Origin of the sequence: Parasulfitobacter algicola (genome assembly GCF_013315265.1) — a bacterium.
GTDB classification, from domain to species: Bacteria; Pseudomonadota; Alphaproteobacteria; order Rhodobacterales; family Rhodobacteraceae; genus Parasulfitobacter; species Parasulfitobacter algicola.
This window is the reverse complement of the sequence record NZ_JABUFE010000002.1, coordinates 14,456-29,165: the sequence shown is the minus strand read 5'-3', so window position 1 is coordinate 29,165 and position 14,710 is coordinate 14,456. Positions and strand designations below refer to the sequence as shown.

At 51.6% G+C, this 14,710-nt stretch carries 21 protein-coding genes; 13 read left to right on the top strand and 8 right to left on the bottom strand.

Going from position 1 to position 14,710, the window contains the following annotated elements:
* From HRQ87_RS03890 to HRQ87_RS03855, 8 genes are all read left to right on the top strand, one after another.
* A complete protein-coding gene (locus HRQ87_RS03890; RefSeq protein WP_174135464.1) occupies nt 1-591 on the top strand; it encodes an exopolysaccharide biosynthesis protein in 591 nt (196 codons plus the stop codon).
* Between the two features lie 61 nt (nt 592-652).
* Nucleotides 653-1,402, top strand: coding sequence for a pyridoxine 5'-phosphate synthase (locus HRQ87_RS03885; RefSeq protein WP_174135462.1), 750 nt, complete (start codon nt 653-655; stop codon nt 1,400-1,402).
* A 21-nt stretch (nt 1,403-1,423) separates the two neighbouring features.
* Nucleotides 1,424-1,885, top strand: coding sequence for an ABZJ_00895 family protein (locus HRQ87_RS03880; RefSeq protein WP_174135460.1), 462 nt, complete (start codon nt 1,424-1,426; stop codon nt 1,883-1,885).
* Complete coding sequence (acpS, locus tag HRQ87_RS03875; protein ID WP_174135458.1) at nt 1,882-2,295, top strand: holo-ACP synthase; 414 nt, start codon at nt 1,882-1,884, stop codon at nt 2,293-2,295. The genes HRQ87_RS03880 and acpS overlap by 4 nt, the downstream gene beginning before the upstream one ends.
* Before the next feature lie 52 nt (nt 2,296-2,347).
* Nucleotides 2,348-3,217: a signal peptidase I gene (lepB, locus tag HRQ87_RS03870; protein WP_174135456.1), complete on the top strand. Its 870-nt coding sequence runs from the start codon at nt 2,348-2,350 to the stop codon at nt 3,215-3,217.
* Nucleotides 3,214-3,897 carry a ribonuclease III gene (gene rnc / locus HRQ87_RS03865; RefSeq protein ID WP_174135454.1) on the top strand — a complete coding sequence of 228 codons (684 nt, stop codon included), beginning with the start codon at nt 3,214-3,216 and terminating at the stop codon, nt 3,895-3,897. The genes lepB and rnc overlap by 4 nt, the downstream gene beginning before the upstream one ends.
* A complete protein-coding gene (gene era / locus HRQ87_RS03860) occupies nt 3,894-4,799 on the top strand; it encodes a GTPase Era (RefSeq protein ID WP_174135452.1) in 906 nt (301 codons plus the stop codon). The genes rnc and era overlap by 4 nt, the downstream gene beginning before the upstream one ends.
* Nucleotides 4,796-5,125 carry a DUF1491 family protein gene (locus HRQ87_RS03855; protein ID WP_174135450.1) on the top strand — a complete coding sequence of 110 codons (330 nt, stop codon included), beginning with the start codon at nt 4,796-4,798 and terminating at the stop codon, nt 5,123-5,125. Before era ends, HRQ87_RS03855 begins: the two co-directional genes overlap by 4 nt.
* Before the next feature lie 11 nt (nt 5,126-5,136).
* Here the strand turns inward: HRQ87_RS03855 and HRQ87_RS03850 are convergent, their stop codons facing one another.
* Complete coding sequence (locus HRQ87_RS03850; RefSeq protein WP_174135448.1) at nt 5,137-5,376, bottom strand: hypothetical protein; 240 nt, start codon at nt 5,374-5,376, stop codon at nt 5,137-5,139.
* 103 nt (nt 5,377-5,479) lie between these two features.
* On the opposite strand from HRQ87_RS03850, the gene recO reads away from it, so the two are divergent.
* Entirely contained in the window at nt 5,480-6,211 is a 732-nt protein-coding gene (gene recO, locus HRQ87_RS03845; RefSeq protein WP_174136285.1) for a DNA repair protein RecO, read from the top strand.
* Here recO and HRQ87_RS03840 read toward each other — a convergent pair.
* The 4 genes from HRQ87_RS03840 to HRQ87_RS03825 form a co-directional block, all read right to left on the bottom strand.
* The gene (locus HRQ87_RS03840) at nt 6,109-6,585 is read right to left on the bottom strand and encodes an META domain-containing protein (RefSeq protein ID WP_174135446.1); all 477 of its coding nucleotides are present in this window, start codon (nt 6,583-6,585) and stop codon (nt 6,109-6,111) included. The two genes, recO and HRQ87_RS03840, sit on opposite strands and share 103 nt — an antisense overlap.
* Nucleotides 6,585-7,103, bottom strand: a complete 519-nt coding sequence (locus HRQ87_RS03835; protein ID WP_174135444.1) for a hypothetical protein — start codon at nt 7,101-7,103, stop codon at nt 6,585-6,587. Before HRQ87_RS03835 ends, HRQ87_RS03840 begins: the two co-directional genes overlap by 1 nt.
* Nucleotides 7,100-8,902 (bottom strand): methionine--tRNA ligase, encoded by a 1,803-nt coding sequence (locus HRQ87_RS03830; protein WP_174135442.1) that lies wholly within the window; start codon nt 8,900-8,902, stop codon nt 7,100-7,102. Before HRQ87_RS03830 ends, HRQ87_RS03835 begins: the two co-directional genes overlap by 4 nt.
* A gap of 134 nt (nt 8,903-9,036) precedes the next feature.
* On the bottom strand, nt 9,037-9,597 hold the full coding sequence (locus tag HRQ87_RS03825; protein ID WP_174135440.1) for a YceI family protein: 561 nt from the start codon (nt 9,595-9,597) through the stop codon (nt 9,037-9,039).
* 119 nt (nt 9,598-9,716) lie between these two features.
* Between HRQ87_RS03825 and HRQ87_RS03820 the strand changes: the two genes are divergently transcribed.
* Genes HRQ87_RS03820 through HRQ87_RS03810 form a run of 3 tightly spaced genes read left to right on the top strand, consistent with a single transcriptional unit; the run spans nt 9,717 to nt 11,742 of the window.
* Nucleotides 9,717-10,760: an aldo/keto reductase gene (locus HRQ87_RS03820; RefSeq protein ID WP_174135439.1), complete on the top strand. Its 1,044-nt coding sequence runs from the start codon at nt 9,717-9,719 to the stop codon at nt 10,758-10,760.
* A complete protein-coding gene (locus tag HRQ87_RS03815; RefSeq protein ID WP_174135437.1) occupies nt 10,760-11,275 on the top strand; it encodes a lipocalin family protein in 516 nt (171 codons plus the stop codon). The genes HRQ87_RS03820 and HRQ87_RS03815 overlap by 1 nt, the downstream gene beginning before the upstream one ends.
* A complete protein-coding gene (locus HRQ87_RS03810; RefSeq protein ID WP_174135435.1) occupies nt 11,272-11,742 on the top strand; it encodes a 3-hydroxyacyl-CoA dehydrogenase NAD-binding domain-containing protein in 471 nt (156 codons plus the stop codon). Before HRQ87_RS03815 ends, HRQ87_RS03810 begins: the two co-directional genes overlap by 4 nt.
* On the opposite strand, the gene HRQ87_RS03805 is transcribed toward HRQ87_RS03810, so the two are convergent.
* The gene (locus HRQ87_RS03805) at nt 11,722-12,582 is read right to left on the bottom strand and encodes a helix-turn-helix domain-containing protein (protein ID WP_174135432.1); all 861 of its coding nucleotides are present in this window, start codon (nt 12,580-12,582) and stop codon (nt 11,722-11,724) included. The genes HRQ87_RS03810 and HRQ87_RS03805 overlap by 21 nt on opposite strands.
* 105 nt (nt 12,583-12,687) lie before the next feature.
* Between HRQ87_RS03805 and HRQ87_RS03800 the strand changes: the two genes are divergently transcribed.
* Complete coding sequence (locus tag HRQ87_RS03800) at nt 12,688-13,593, top strand: fatty acid desaturase (protein ID WP_246251734.1); 906 nt, start codon at nt 12,688-12,690, stop codon at nt 13,591-13,593.
* On the opposite strand, the gene HRQ87_RS03795 is transcribed toward HRQ87_RS03800, so the two are convergent.
* Nucleotides 13,590-14,258, bottom strand: a complete 669-nt coding sequence (locus tag HRQ87_RS03795; RefSeq protein ID WP_246251732.1) for an NUDIX hydrolase — start codon at nt 14,256-14,258, stop codon at nt 13,590-13,592. The two genes, HRQ87_RS03800 and HRQ87_RS03795, sit on opposite strands and share 4 nt — an antisense overlap.
* Entirely contained in the window at nt 14,251-14,637 is a 387-nt protein-coding gene (locus tag HRQ87_RS03790; protein ID WP_174135428.1) for a DUF983 domain-containing protein, read from the bottom strand. The genes HRQ87_RS03795 and HRQ87_RS03790 overlap by 8 nt, the downstream gene beginning before the upstream one ends.
* Between the last annotated feature and the right edge of the window lie 73 nt (nt 14,638-14,710).

Genomic DNA, 14,710 nt, shown 5'->3' with positions numbered 1-14,710 from the left:
ATGGCCCATGACCCGCAGTCTGTGACTCAGGTTCTTGACCGTCTGAATGATCTTCAGGAAAATGAAAGTCCTACTCTTGGTTCGGTTTTAAGCACCTTTGGCGCGACATCTTTTTTACCTATGATGATTGCGCCCGCGCTTTTGTTAATATCGCCACTCAGTGGTATTCCGCTGTTTTCATCGGTTTGCGGTCTTTTGGTTGCGGTCGTTGCAGCCCAGATGTTGATGCAGCGCCATTGCATTTGGTTGCCAAAATTCCTGCGAAATCGGCATATTGCGCTTGATCGGTTGCAGGCAGGTACGCGCAGGCTACGCTGGTTGGCCAATTGGTTGGACCGTCATTCAAGAAAACGGTTTCGCCTGCTTGTTGGGCCTCCGATGATCTATGTGGTTCAGGCCTTACCAATTGTCGCAGGACTTGCCATTCCGTTCATGGAAGCTATCCCCTTTTCCTCTTCCTTGATGGGCGCTGCCATACTTTGCTTTTCGCTTAGCCTTTTGGCGCGCGATGGATTGTATGTCGTGTTTGGATGCTTGTTTTTGACCATTGCGGCATCACTGCCGGTTTTCATTCTGACCAAGCTGTTTTAGTCGGGCATTGACGCGCTTGCGGCAGGGCGTAAACATGCATTCGGTCACAAGGAGTTCTGATATGTCGGCGGTTGGTAAACTTCGTCTTGGTGTGAATATTGATCATGTGGCGACAGTCCGTAATGCGCGGGGTGGAATTTATCCCGATCCTATTCGCGCGGCCAAATTGGCCGAAGAGTCAGGGGCCGATGGGATCACGGCCCATTTACGCGAAGATCGTCGCCATATCTCGGATACTGATATCGAAGGATTGATGGAAGCGCTTGACTTGCCGTTGAATTTTGAAATGGCCGCTACGGATGAGATGCAGAAAATAGCGCTGCGTCATAAACCGCATGCGGTTTGTATTGTGCCCGAACGACGCGAAGAACGCACGACAGAAGGCGGGCTTGAGGTGGCGCGCGAAGAAAATAAACTGGCGCATTTTATTGCGCCATTGCGTGACGCAGGCTGCCGTGTGTCCATCTTTATCGCCGCAGACAAGCGCCAGATCGAGGCCGCAAATCGCATTGGTGCACAAGTAATTGAATTGCATACCGGCGCCTATTGCGATGCGCATGCAGAGGGCCAGTTTGATGAACGTAACGCCGAATTGGATCGCCTGCGCGATATGGCTAGCTTTGCCCATTCGCTTGGTCTTGAGGTGCACGCGGGCCATGGTCTGACCTATGACACAGTCCAGCCCATCGCAGCCTTACCTGAGGTTCAGGAACTGAACATAGGGCATTTTTTAATTGGAGAGGCAGTCTTTCTTGGGTTACAACCTGCCATCCAAAAGATGCGCGCCTTGATGGATGAGGCACGTCACTAACGAGTTGAAAAGAGTATGTAAATGTCGCAAAAAAAGCCTGTTCGTTATCTTAGATACACATTGATTTTCATAGGGTTGAACTTCGCCCTGAGTGCAGTGAACTATATCGCTGCAACTTTTGCGGGACTTGAGTTGCCGACAGGCTTTGCCTCTGTTCTGACCCCGATGTTTGCAGCGATGGATTCGGGCATGCGGTATGTTCGTGTGTGTGGGCAAAGACCCAGCAATGGATATGCATGGATCACTGCGACATACATGAGCCTGATTTTCGTGGCGATAATCATACCTTTGGCGGCATTGGTATTCTGGGCGATGCGGTTTGGCGAAGAAGAAATGGCTCCTGCGGCTTTTGCGGCGGCAATGCTTCTTGCTACGCTAGTGTTTGGTGTCATCGCGCTGATATCCAATCGCATTGGTTTTGGCTTAGGTGCCAAAATTCAAGCCAAATCGCTTGTGGATGATGTTTCAAGGACGTTCGATTGATACTTGGCATCGGAACTGATCTGGCAAATATCGAGCGGATCCAAGGAACGCTGGATCGGTTCGGAGATCGGTTCCGTGACCGTGTTTTTACCGATATTGAACAACGCAAGGCAGAACGTCGTAAGGATACCGCTGGCACTTATGCCAAGCGGTGGGCCGCCAAGGAAGCTTGTTCAAAGGCGCTGGGTACAGGCCTGCGTATGGGTATTTCCTGGAAAGATATGGCTGTTAGCAATTTGAAAACGGGTCAGCCTGTTATGGCTGTTACTGGATGGGCGGCTGAACGCCTTGCAGACATGACGCCACCGGGTCATGAGGCGATTATCCACGTCACATTGACCGATGATCATCCTTGGGCCCAAGCCTTTGTCGTGATCGAAGCGCGGCCAATATCGTCTTCGCCCGCTTGACACCCCCGCGCAGGCTGCGCATGTAACACCAAGTTTTGCAGGAGTTTACATTATGGCCGACAAGGCTGCTAAAAAAGACGGGTTCAATGAGACGCTCAAGACCGTTTTTTATGCGTTACTGATCGCCGGGATTTTCCGGTCTTTCTTTTTTCAGCCGTTCTGGATTCCGTCTGGATCCATGAAAGATACGCTGCTGATTGGCGATTTTTTATTCGTCAATAAAATGGCCTATGGTTATTCGAAATATTCGTGCCCCTTTGCTGCATGCCCCATCAGCGGTCGGTTGTTTGGCAGTGAACCTGAACGTGGCGATATTGTGGTTTTTCGTCACCCGGTAACCAATCAGGATTATATTAAACGTCTGGTCGGTCTGCCCGGCGACAGGGTCCAGATGGTGCAAGGTTTTTTGCATTTGAATGGTCAACCTGTCCCCACCACTCAGGTCGAGGATTTCGAAGAAACCTATGAGCTTCAGGGCACCACGATGGTGATCCCACGTACAATACAGATGGTTATGCGCGGCGTCAGAACAGGTGATTTTACCTTCCCTAGGGATCCGCGAAACACACCGTCTTGTTCAAATGGAAACCCCGGCCAAGGGGCTATTTGTGAAAAAGAGCGCTTTACAGAAGTGTTGCCCAATGGGGTTAGCCACAGCATTCTGAATATTGGTCCAAAAATACAAGATAACACTCCGGTATATATCGTACCACAGGGTCATTATTTCTTTATGGGTGATAATCGCGATAACTCGGTCGATAGCCGCGTTGCGCAAAACAGCTTTCCCCAACCCGGTGTTGGTTTTGTATCCGAAGAATTTCTGGTTGGCCGCGCAGACCGTGTGATTTTCTCGGCCGAAGGCGCCTCAATTCTGTTTTTCTGGACATGGCGATCAGATCGTTTCTTCAAGAGGCTCGATTGAAGCTGGCAGCAGATCTTCAGGCCTTTGCGGCATTGATCGGACATGATTTCAAGCGACCCGAAATCCTGATCCGTGCGGTGACGCATGCGTCCATCTCATCGCCGACGCGTGATGATAACGAACGGCTGGAATTTTTAGGTGACCGTGTGCTGGGGCTGGTTATGGCCGAGGCATTATTGGAAGCGGACAGAAACGCCAGCGAAGGTCAACTGGCACCTCGTTTCAATGCGCTTGTTCGCAAGGAAACCTGTGCCGATGTTGCCAGGCAGATAAATCTTGGTGATGTGCTTAAACTGGGTCGGTCTGAGATGATATCAGGCGGGCGCCGGAAAGAGGCTTTGTTGGCCGACGCGATGGAGGCAGTGATTGCAGCCGTTTACCGTGATGCAGGCTTTGATGCCGCCAAGGCACTGGTACTGCGTCTTTGGGGTGACCGGATTAACCGTGTCGAAGCGGACGCGCGTGATGCAAAAACGTCGCTTCAGGAATGGGCCCAGGCCAGGGGGCAGACACCGCCTGCGTATGTTGAATTAAGCCGCAAAGGCCCAGACCATGCCCCTATTTTTACGATTGAAGTACAGCTAAGCTCTGGTCAGACGGCGATCGCAACAGCCGGTTCGAAACGACACGCAGAACAGGCTGCTGCGAAAGCCCTGCTGGAAAAGGTACAATCAGAATGACACGTGCAGGCTTTGTGGCGTTGATCGGGGAACCGAATGCGGGAAAATCGACCCTGCTGAATCGGATGGTGGGTGCCAAGGTTTCCATCGTGACACACAAGGTGCAAACCACCCGCGCACGTATTCGTGGTGTAGCGATGCACGGCGATGCACAGATTGTTTTTGTGGATACACCCGGCTTGTTTCGCCCACGCCGCAGGCTGGACCGCGCTATGGTGGCTGCTGCGTGGGGTGGGGCTGCCGATGCCGATATTGTTGTACTGATGGTCGAAGCGCACCGGGGCATCACGGATGGTGTCGAAGCTATTCTGAACAGCCTGCAAGAGCGGGCCGAAGGTCAGACGATTGCGTTGGCGATCAATAAAATCGACCGTGTGCAGTCTGAGGTTTTGCTGGGCCTGTCAAAAGATCTGAATGATCGGTTTAACTTTGCCGAAACCTTTATGATTTCTGCTGAAAAGGGACACGGCGCCAATGACCTTAAGGCATGGTTGGCCGATCAATTGCCAGAAGGTCCATTTCTTTATCCCGAAGATCAGATTGCTGATCTGCCACTGCGCATGATCGCGGCAGAAATTACGCGCGAAAAGCTCACACTGCGATTGCATCAGGAACTGCCTTATCAACTGACGGTCGAGACGGAAAAATGGGACGATCGCAAGGATGGCTCGGTCCGGATTGATCAACTGATTTATGTAATGCGTGACGGCCACAAAGGTATCGTGCTTGGCAACAAAGGTGAAACGATCAAGGCTGTGGGCAAAGCCGCACGCGAAGAGTTGGAAGAGTTTCTGGACCGCAAAGTGCATCTGTTCACGCAGATTAAAGTCCGCCCGAACTGGCTTGAGGACAAGGAACGCTACTCCGAAATGGGCCTTGATTTTCGTGACGGGAACGCATGACGCGACTGACCGCTGATTTTTGGGTGTATGCTTATCTGACGCGATTGCGTTTGGCGGATATTCCGGCGTTTGTCACAGCCAAAGGGGATGCAACAGCAGGGGCCGTTTTTGTGAAGCTGAACACGCTTGACGGACAAGCCGTGGTCTATCAGCGGTCCTTTGATCTGATGACAGGGGATCGAACGTGGGGTGTGCTGGTCGAAGGGTCCGAGACGGATGTGGACGCCAGTATCCAGAAGCAGCGCGGGTTTGACCCTGATCTGTGGGTGATCGAAGTTGAAGACCGCGCCGGGCGGCACATGCTGGATGAACCGGGATTAGAGTAGTAATCAATTTTTCAGGTATTGTTTTTTACCTGGTTGATCAGATATTTGAAAATAAAAAGCTGTAGTATCATGACTGCAATAAATGCCGCACTGCCAACGATTATATGAAAGCCTGTAATATCATCAGGCGGGGGCGGCGCTATACCGAATATAACCGCAAGGCCAAGACCCATTCCACATATACCTATAAATATACCAACATAGGCGGCAATTTTCACAACGGGTTGAATCGCAAGTGCTATTTTCTGCATATTCTGTTTTGTCCTTATTATTGAATGTCTTGATGATCATTCATGAACAAAAATGCAAGTTTTATGGTAAGCATGACCAGATTAAATTGGGCATTTATGAATGATCGAATGGCGCGACCAAGGTGTGTTGTTATCCGTGCGCAAACACGGGGAAACCGCTGCAATTATCGAGATTTTTACTGAACAAAACGGTCTTCATGCTGGGGTCGTGCGTGGGGCAAGCAGCCGCAAAATCGCACCTGTTCTGCAGCCGGGCGCGCAGTTGGATGTTGTCTGGAAAGCGCGGTTAGATGAACATATCGGGACTTTTGCGGTTGAACCACTGCGCAGTCGTGCGGCTTTGGTCATGGGCGATGCAATGGCTTTGGCTGGCCTGAATACGGTCTGCGGGTTGTTATGTTTTGCGCTGGCTGAACGCGAGCCCCACCCGCCGCTTTATGCCCGTACAACTGCATTGTTGGATTTATTGGGGCAAAACACGCTGTGGCCATTGGCCTATTTGCAATGGGAAATGGCCCTGCTTGAGGAATTGGGCTTTGGCCTTGATCTGTCCACTTGTGCTGTGACGGGCGCGGTCGATGGGCTCGCATATGTCTCGCCTAAAAGCGGGCGGGCAGTTACAAAGCAAGGCGCAGGGGATTGGGCCGATAAGCTGCTGCCTTTACCGCCTGTCATGCTGGGTAGTGGCACATCAGATGATGCAGAGATCGTGTTGGCATTACGCACGACTGGTTATTTTCTGGAAAACGCTTTGGCACCTGCTTTGGGTAACCGCCCCTTACCGCCTGTTCGCGCCAGATTTCTGGATGTTCTCACGCGTTGCCTACGCGTCTGAAACACCATTTGATCCCCTTCGTCATTCGACAGAATCAGTACATCCCCTGACACCTCGGCCAATGTCATTTTGCCCAGGGATTCAAAGTATTGGCGTTCATCGGTAAGTTTTGGACAGGCCAGTTCGGTACTTTCGATCAAGCTCAAATTGATCCACGGATATGGCGCTGATTGCTTGGCGTTGAAACGATTGCACGGGCCTTGACCTGTAACTTTGCCTTTGCTCGGAAACTGGATCGTCGCAAGACTTGAAACAACCATATTATTGATCTCGATTAGTTCATATATCGCGTTCTTTTCAGCATATGCAGATATGGTTTCATCCCTCACACAGGCAGCCACCAAGAAAGGTACCAGAAAGAAAACCCGCCACATCACTGATATCGTTGCCTGATTTTCACAAGGTTATCTGCGATCGATATCATGGCCCCCTGACGTTCATCCGGCGGTGCCAGCGCCAGACTTGCAAGCATGATGTTCTGCATGCTGACGGGCACCATTTCCCACACATCCGAAACATCGTGATCCTCAAGAATACTGCGCAAATCTTCGGGGATGTCTTTTACATCCTGGGCCATTGGGTCAGCCTTGATGAGGGCGTTTCCTGCGGGCATCATCCAGCCGCGCACCCTGGCCCCAATTGCCGCCGCCGTCATGTGGTCACTTAGCACCTTGCCCTTTTCCATAGGACGGATCACCGCAACACTGTTACCACGTCTGGAAATCGCAGGACCAATGCGCCACCAGCCATGGGCGATGATGGCATGTTCGATTTCAAGACTGGCTGAATATTCCTCGGCTTCGGGCAAAGCAACGACATGCTCGTCCGCATCGGTTCGGCTGGCCAACCACTTGGTCAGTGTCTCAGCCGATGGAAACAGAATGGCCTTCATCCGTCGCGCGTGCCTGAAAATCGGGTTTGCCAGTCTTCGCGTTCCTCATCCGTGATCTTGCGAAACAGCACGTCTGGAACGGCAAAGCCATGACCCGCGGGCAAAGCCGATAGCGCCTGTTCGACATCATCGGGCCAGCTGTTGTCGTCGGTGTTCATCGCCGTCATCAGCGTGGCAGCGGCATCGGGAATGAACGGTTGCGACAGCACCGCATAAAGCCGGATCAGGTTCAGCGACAGGCGTACGACGGCAGCGGCGGCATCTGGGTCGGTCTTGAATTTGGCCCAAGGCTCGGCCGATTGCAGGTATTCATTCCCGGCCACCCAGATCGCGCGCAACTCGCCTGCGGCTTTGCGGATCTCAATCGCGTCCATATGCGCCTGATACGCGCGGATGCGGCGGGTCAGATCGTCGATCAGCGCCTGTTCCTGCGGCCCATAGTCACCCCCCGCGGGCACTTCCTCGCCAAACTTAGACCGGCAGAACTTGGTCACGCGGCTGACAAAATTGCCCAGCACATCGGCCAGGTCTTTGTTGACCGAGGCTTGGAAATTTTCCCAGGTGAACTCGCTGTCTGAATTTTCGGGCGCATGGCTTAGCAGCCACCAGCGCCAGTAATCGGCAGGCAGGATCGCCAGCGCCTGATCCATGAACACACCACGCCCCTGCGACGTGCTGAACTGGCCGCCGTCATAGTTCAGATAGTTGAACGATTTGATATAATCGACCAGCTTCCACGGTTCGCCCGACCCCATGATCGTCGCCGGGAACGACAGCGTGTGGAAGGGCACGTTGTCCTTGCCCATGAACTGCGTATAGCGCACGTCATCGGCGCCTTTATCGGTGCGCCACCAGCGTTCCCAGTCGGCATCCGTCTTGCCATGCGCCTCGGCCCATTCGCCACCGCAGGCGATGTATTCAATGGGCGCGTCGAACCAGACGTAGAAGACCTTGTCCTCCATCCCCGGCCAGTCCTGATCGCCCTTTTTCACTGGGATGCCCCAGTCCAGATCGCGGGTGATGCCGCGATCCTGCAGACCGTCACCATCGTGCAGCCACTTCTTGGCAATCGAGGTCGTCAGCACGGGCCAAGGCATAGTCCTAGGATCTGTGAGTAGCTTTCTGCTCTCATCTGAATCACTGCCTTCGTGCAGCTTTGAAAATGTGGATTGGTTGATCTTTTCATCAATCCACTGATCCAGCTTATCCTTCATCGCGGATTGACGCAGGTGAAGATGCTTTGTCTCACGTACCTCAAGATCACTTGATCCCGAAATCGCACTGCGCGGGTTGATCAGGTCGGTGGGGTTCAGCTGAATTGTGCAGTTTTCGCACTGATCCCCCCGCGCCTTGTCATAGCCGCAGTTGGGGCAGGTGCCTTCGATATAGCGGTCGGGCAGGAACCGCCCGTCAGCGTTCGAATAAACCTGCTTTTCACTGACCTCTTCAATCAACCCGGCCTCGGCCAGACGCCCAGCAAAATACTGTGTCAGCCGGTGGTTCTGCGGGCTTGAGGATCGGCCGAAATGATCAAAAGACAGCCGAAAGCCGTTCGACAACTCCAACTGAATGGCGTGCATCTCACGGCAATATTCATCGACCGGCTTGCCCGCCTTGGCCGCCGCCAGTTCAGCCGGCGTACCATGTTCATCGGTGGCACACAGAAACATCACCTCATGCCCGCGCGCACGCTGATAGCGGGCGAACAGATCGGCAGGCAGTTGGGACCCGATCAGATTGCCCAGATGCTTGATGCCGTTGATATAGGGAATGGCAGAGGTAATTAGATGCCGGGCCATGGAACACGCCTTTGTTGCTGTGGTCCGATCCGTTTAACGCCCCCGCACGACCCGATGCAAGCGCCACGCCCTTTCATTGTTCAAAAAATACTCCCGGGGGTCTGGGGGCAGGCAGCCCCCAGTCCGAAACCGGCCTACTGCACCCGGTCAATCCAGGCGCGAATGTTCAGATCAATCCGTTCATCCACATAATCGGGCCAGCCACCCGCGCCGAAATCATTGCGGTTCACCGACCCCTTCATCACAATCAGCAGCTTGTCCCGCTGCGCTGGATCAACGCCCTGTTCCTGAAACAGCCCGGCTGTCAGCGTAATAGGCCGTGTCACACCACGGATCGTGATATCACCCGTCAGACGCGCATCGTTCACCGTACCCGTCACACGCGTTGACCGGAAGGTAATCGTCGGAAACCGCGCGGTGTCCAGAATACTGGGCCCCTTCATCGTCTGCGTGGCAAAGACAAACCCCGCTCGTGCCCGGCTTGGGTCCAGCGCAACCGTAACCTGACTGCGCGATACATCCCTTAGATCAAGGGTGATATCGGCAGACCGCACCGGCATGGTCCCTTGCGTGGGCTGCCCCTGAAAAGCATAGGTAAAGCCCACGCTCGATCGTTGTGCATCCAGCCTGTAGGCTTGCGGATCGGCCAATGCCGGACCTGCAAGCACACAAAAAAGAAAGAGTATAAGTCGCATAATCCGTATGTACCTTTTGTCATTCAAATAGTTTTCTGACTCATGTCTTTTTAATCGGGTTGTTGTCCCGGGGTGATCCGCTAAAGTCCCGAATAACACATAACAGAGGGGCCGTTTACATGCAGATGAAAGAATTGGGGCGCACCGGCATCATAGTCAGCGAGCTGTGCCTGGGATCGATGACCTGGGGGTCGCAGAATACGCTTGAAGAAGGCCACGCACAGATCGACCGTTCGCTGGATGCAGGGATCAATTTCATTGATACGGCTGAAATGTATCCGGTCAATCCGATTACAGCTGAAACTGTTGGCCGCACAGAAGAGATTATTGGTGAGTGGTTCGCCAAAACTGGTCGGCGGTCGGATATTATTCTGGCAACAAAACATTCAGGGTCTGGTTTTGCCCATGTACGTGATGGTGCTGGGATTTCAGCGAAAAGTATCCCTGTGACAATCGAAGGCAACCTGAAAAGACTAAAGACAGATTACATCGATCTGTATCAATTCCACTGGCCAAACCGCGGGTCTTATATGTTCCGGCAGAACTGGACATTTGATCCGTCCGGGCAAGACCGGGCCGACACGATGGCACACATGGAAGAGGCGCTTGAGGCGCTGCAAAAGCAGGTCGACAAGGGGAATATTCGTCACTTTGGCCTGTCGAACGAAAGTGCCTGGGGCACAGCACAATGGTTGCGCATCAGCGAAGAAAAAAGCCTGCCGCGGGTGGCGTCAATTCAGAATGAATATTCGTTAATGTGCAGGCTTTATGATACTGATCTGGCTGAATTAAGCGTGAATGAAGATGTGGGGCTTTTGGCCTTTTCACCTCTTGCGGCGGGTCTTTTGACCGGAAAATATCAAAACGGTGTTGTCCCAAAGAACAGCAGAATGGATTTGAATGGCGATTTGGGTGGGCGTCGGACAGATCGTGCTTTTCCTGCGGTTGATGCTTATTTGCAGATTGCTGAACGGCACGGGCTGGATCCTGTGCATATGGCTTTGGCCTGGTGTCGAACGCGCCCATTCATGGCATCGGCCATCTTTGGTGCGACGACAATGGATCATTTGAACCGTGCGCTTGGGTCTGTTGATGTGACGCTAAGTGATGAAATCCTATCCGAGATTACAGCAGCTCATAAACTTCACCCGATGCCATACTGATGCGCTGGCTTGTTCTATTTGCGCTGTTGGCGGGTTGCGCGGTGGCTCCGACATATCGTGATGAAAATGTCCCAATCGCGTCAACCACGCGGTTTGATGCCGATCTCTATGCCGGGTTATGGTATGAAATTGCGCGCTTTCCTGTGCCGTTTCAAAAGGGCTGTGTCGGTGTAACGGCTGAATATAAAGTTCAGCCCGATGGGACACTTTCTGTTAAAAATACATGCCGACAAGATACACTGGATGGTCAGGTCCGTTCAATTCAGGGTCAAGCGCAAGTCGTATCGCCCGGACGGTTGGACGTATCTTTCAACGGTATTCCCTTTAGCGCGCCTTATTGGGTGCTTTGGGTGGACGCAGATTATCGTACGGCTGTTGTCGGCACACCAAATGGTCGGGCGGGTTGGATTTTGAACAGAGATCCTGAAATTTCACCAGACCGTTTGCGCGCGGCGCTTGAGGTGCTGGATTTCAACGGGTACGACGTTAGTAAGTTGGTGCGTACGCCGCAATGACCGTTGTCACTGTGATAGGATGTGGTCAAGAAGGCACCAGTTGGGTGACTTGGTTTTCTGATCAAGGGTTAAGTGTCCGTATATTTGATCCCGATACATCGGCGCATTTCACGGCTGAAAATATTACATTTCACAAAACGATGTCTGATGCGGTTTCTGGTGCTGCCTGGATACAAGAATGTGTGCCCGAAAGGTTAGCGTTAAAGCAAAAAGTGCTGCAGGTCGTGCAATCGCATTGCAGTACCGATGCTATTGTTGCGTCGGCATCTCAAATATTCACTATCAAACAATTACAAAGTTGTGCTGTACGATCAGAGCAGATCTTGTTGGCCCATCGACGGACAGATTGTATCAGGCTTTTGGCTTCACACCGGAACCCGAATGCTTTTGTTGATCTTGCACAAGCCTTTTTGGCGGATGCCGGTTGTGATGTTCGTACGCAATGGTCAGGGCATCTGGTCGCGTAAGGATTGTAAAAATGCCGGCAAATGACGGGACGAGATTTCAGCCTCGCGGACCAATCCGTCAAAGTGCCGGGTAATTGCCTGAACCCGTTCAGTATCGCGAAAAGCCAGATAATTGCTGCCCATATAAATTACTGACAGCAACGGTCCAAAAATTGTGATGGGTGCAGAGTACAGCTTTCGCGCATTGAACAGAAAAATCCGCAAGGATGGGTAAAGCTGTTCGTGAAGCGTTAACAGCCAATCGATTTGTTGACGCCTGATGGATGCCGGAAGACCGCAGTAATAGCCTTTGGCTTGCGCAAAAACCTGCAGTTCATGTAGTGGCATTGCGATTTCATAATCAGATTGCAAACTGCGCATCCATGACAAGCGATCTTCAGATGCGCCAATCGCTTGATCTGTTGTGCGCCCAAGCGATGGTTCATATTCCCACTGTAAAAGATCATGGGTTTTCAACATATCCGGTAACCCTGCTGGAACATGGCGAATTTTATAGCCAGCGGCCTCTTTGTGCCAAGCAAATATCTGTTCATCGACCAAAGCGCGGGGGGCATGGGTCATGGTCATTGATGCTGCAAGCAGATCAGCTGCACTTTCTGGACGTTCAGAAAGCCCCAAAAGCCAATCCGTCGAAACCCCCAACGCCAAAGCGCATTCACCGACGACTTGGGCATTGGGCAATCGCGTTCCATCGCCATTTAAAATTTGACTAATCGTTGACCGATCAACACCGACATTGCGTGCAAGCTGACTTTGGTTGCTGCCGATCTGTGTCATTGCAAGCATTAGCCTGTCACGAAACATCTGCGCGCGGTCACGTTTATCGGTTTTTCCCAACACTTGTGAATTTCCTAAACAAAATTGAATTCATGCTGCGTATCTTCAGAATTATGCACATTTGATACAAGTGCTAATGTCGGCTTGCTAATCAAAATTGGGGAAAAAATGACGCTTTGGCAAAAAGCGCGTGATATTGAATGGCCGACATTGATATTACTGGCCGCTACGTATTTCGTTTGGATTTTAAGCACGATGTGGCTTTCTGCGCTGTGGCTGCCTGTTGGGATCGTGATAACGGGTTTGGCCATAGCGCAGTTTGCATCCCTTCAACATGAAATCATCCATGGCCATCCCTTTAAAACAAAAGCATTAAATCAGGCGCTGGTCTTTCCTGCGTTACCTTTGTTTATTCCATTTCTAAGGTTTCGGGATACACATCTGGCCCACCATCAGGATAGTATTCTAACGGATCCCTATGATGATCCTGAAAGCAACTATATGGACGGCGGGGAATGGGCGCGTTTGCCAAGCTGGATGCAGACATTGCTTTTGTTCAACAACCGTTTGCTGGGACGATTGACGGTAGGGCCTGTAATCTCGCAATTGTCTTTTATGCGTGCAGACTGGGTCGCCATTCGGAATAAAGATCTAAAAGTTCTTATGGGATGGGTATGGCATATTCCTGCGATGGGCATTGTGATTATTTGGCTAATTTATGCGCCTATGCCGGTTTGGGCATATCTGGTGGCGACATATCTGGGATTGTCAATTTTGAAAATCCGCACCTTTCTGGAACATCAGGCCCATGAAAAGGCGCGCGGTCGAACGGTTATTATCGAAGATCACGGTCCATTGGCTTTTCTATTTCTGAACAATAACCTGCACGTTGTTCATCATATGCACCCCAAACTGCCTTGGTATCGTTTGCCTGCAGTGTATCGCGCGAATGTGGATCGATATCTGAAACGCAACGAAGGGTATTATTTCGCGTCCTATGCGCAGGTCTTCAGGGATTATTTTTGGAAAGCGAAAGACCCCGTCCCACACCCGATCTGGCGCAGAAACCCTTAGCCACGCAGGCGTAAAAACAGGCTTTCTTCATCGTTATTTTTGAAAAAGGGCACGCTTTCCGGCGCATCTAGTATCGGCAACCTGGAACTGACTTCGGCCAACACCACCTCGGTAATAAAAGGCAGATCAAAACTGCGGGCTTGGGGTAATTGGATCCATTGTAAATGAGACAGCTCATCACTGGCGCGGGAAAAATCATCTAGATCGCCATGTAAATGGGCTGCATCCAATAAGAAAAACCTTGCATCAAAGCGCCGGGGCCGCCCTGGTGGTGTGATAGCACGAAATACGAACCGCAATCCTTTAGGTGTAGGGCGAAACCCTAGATTTGCAAAATCCTGCCAATCAGATGGGGGTGTGTGCCACGCAGCACGTTCGCCTAAAACCAATCCGGATTCTTCCCACAATTCACGAATTGCGGCAGCAGCAATCGCATTGCATGAAACATCAAGACAGTTTTCCAGTCTCGATTTACAGGGCTCTGACACATCCTCTAGCAATGGAATGTCTTGATCACCATGATCAACCGCGCCACCTGGAAATACGAACTTGTTTGGCATGAATGCTGCCGATTTTCCGCGCTGCCCCATCAAAACACGCGGATCATTTTGCGGGTTTCTAACAACGATAATCGTTGCAGCGTTTCGAACTACAGATTTATCCATCCTGCAATTTGCCAAACCCATGCATTCGGCGTGACCATTGGATCGCAACAATGACGCCTTTTAGTCGTGGTAGTAAATATAAAGACAAGGCCACGCATCCGACGCAAAAAATACCAGCCAGAACTACAGGGTGGGGGCGGAACTGAACAAATACGATATGCAGCAGTGGGGCCATCAAGTGACCCACGATCAAAATCGTAAGATATGCAGGCCCATCATCTGCGCGATGATGATGCAAATCCTGACCACACTCAACGCAAGTGTCACGTACTTTCAAATAGCCTTTCAGCAAAGCCCCTTTGCCGCAGTTGGGACAGCGTTTGCGCCATCCGTTCCACATCGCAGGTTTCATCAGTCGATCTGTCGCATCTTCGGTCATGAGAGCCCTATATGTTACACATCATGAGATGGGTCATATTGCACAATAGGAAAAGAGATTAATCACTTTTGTG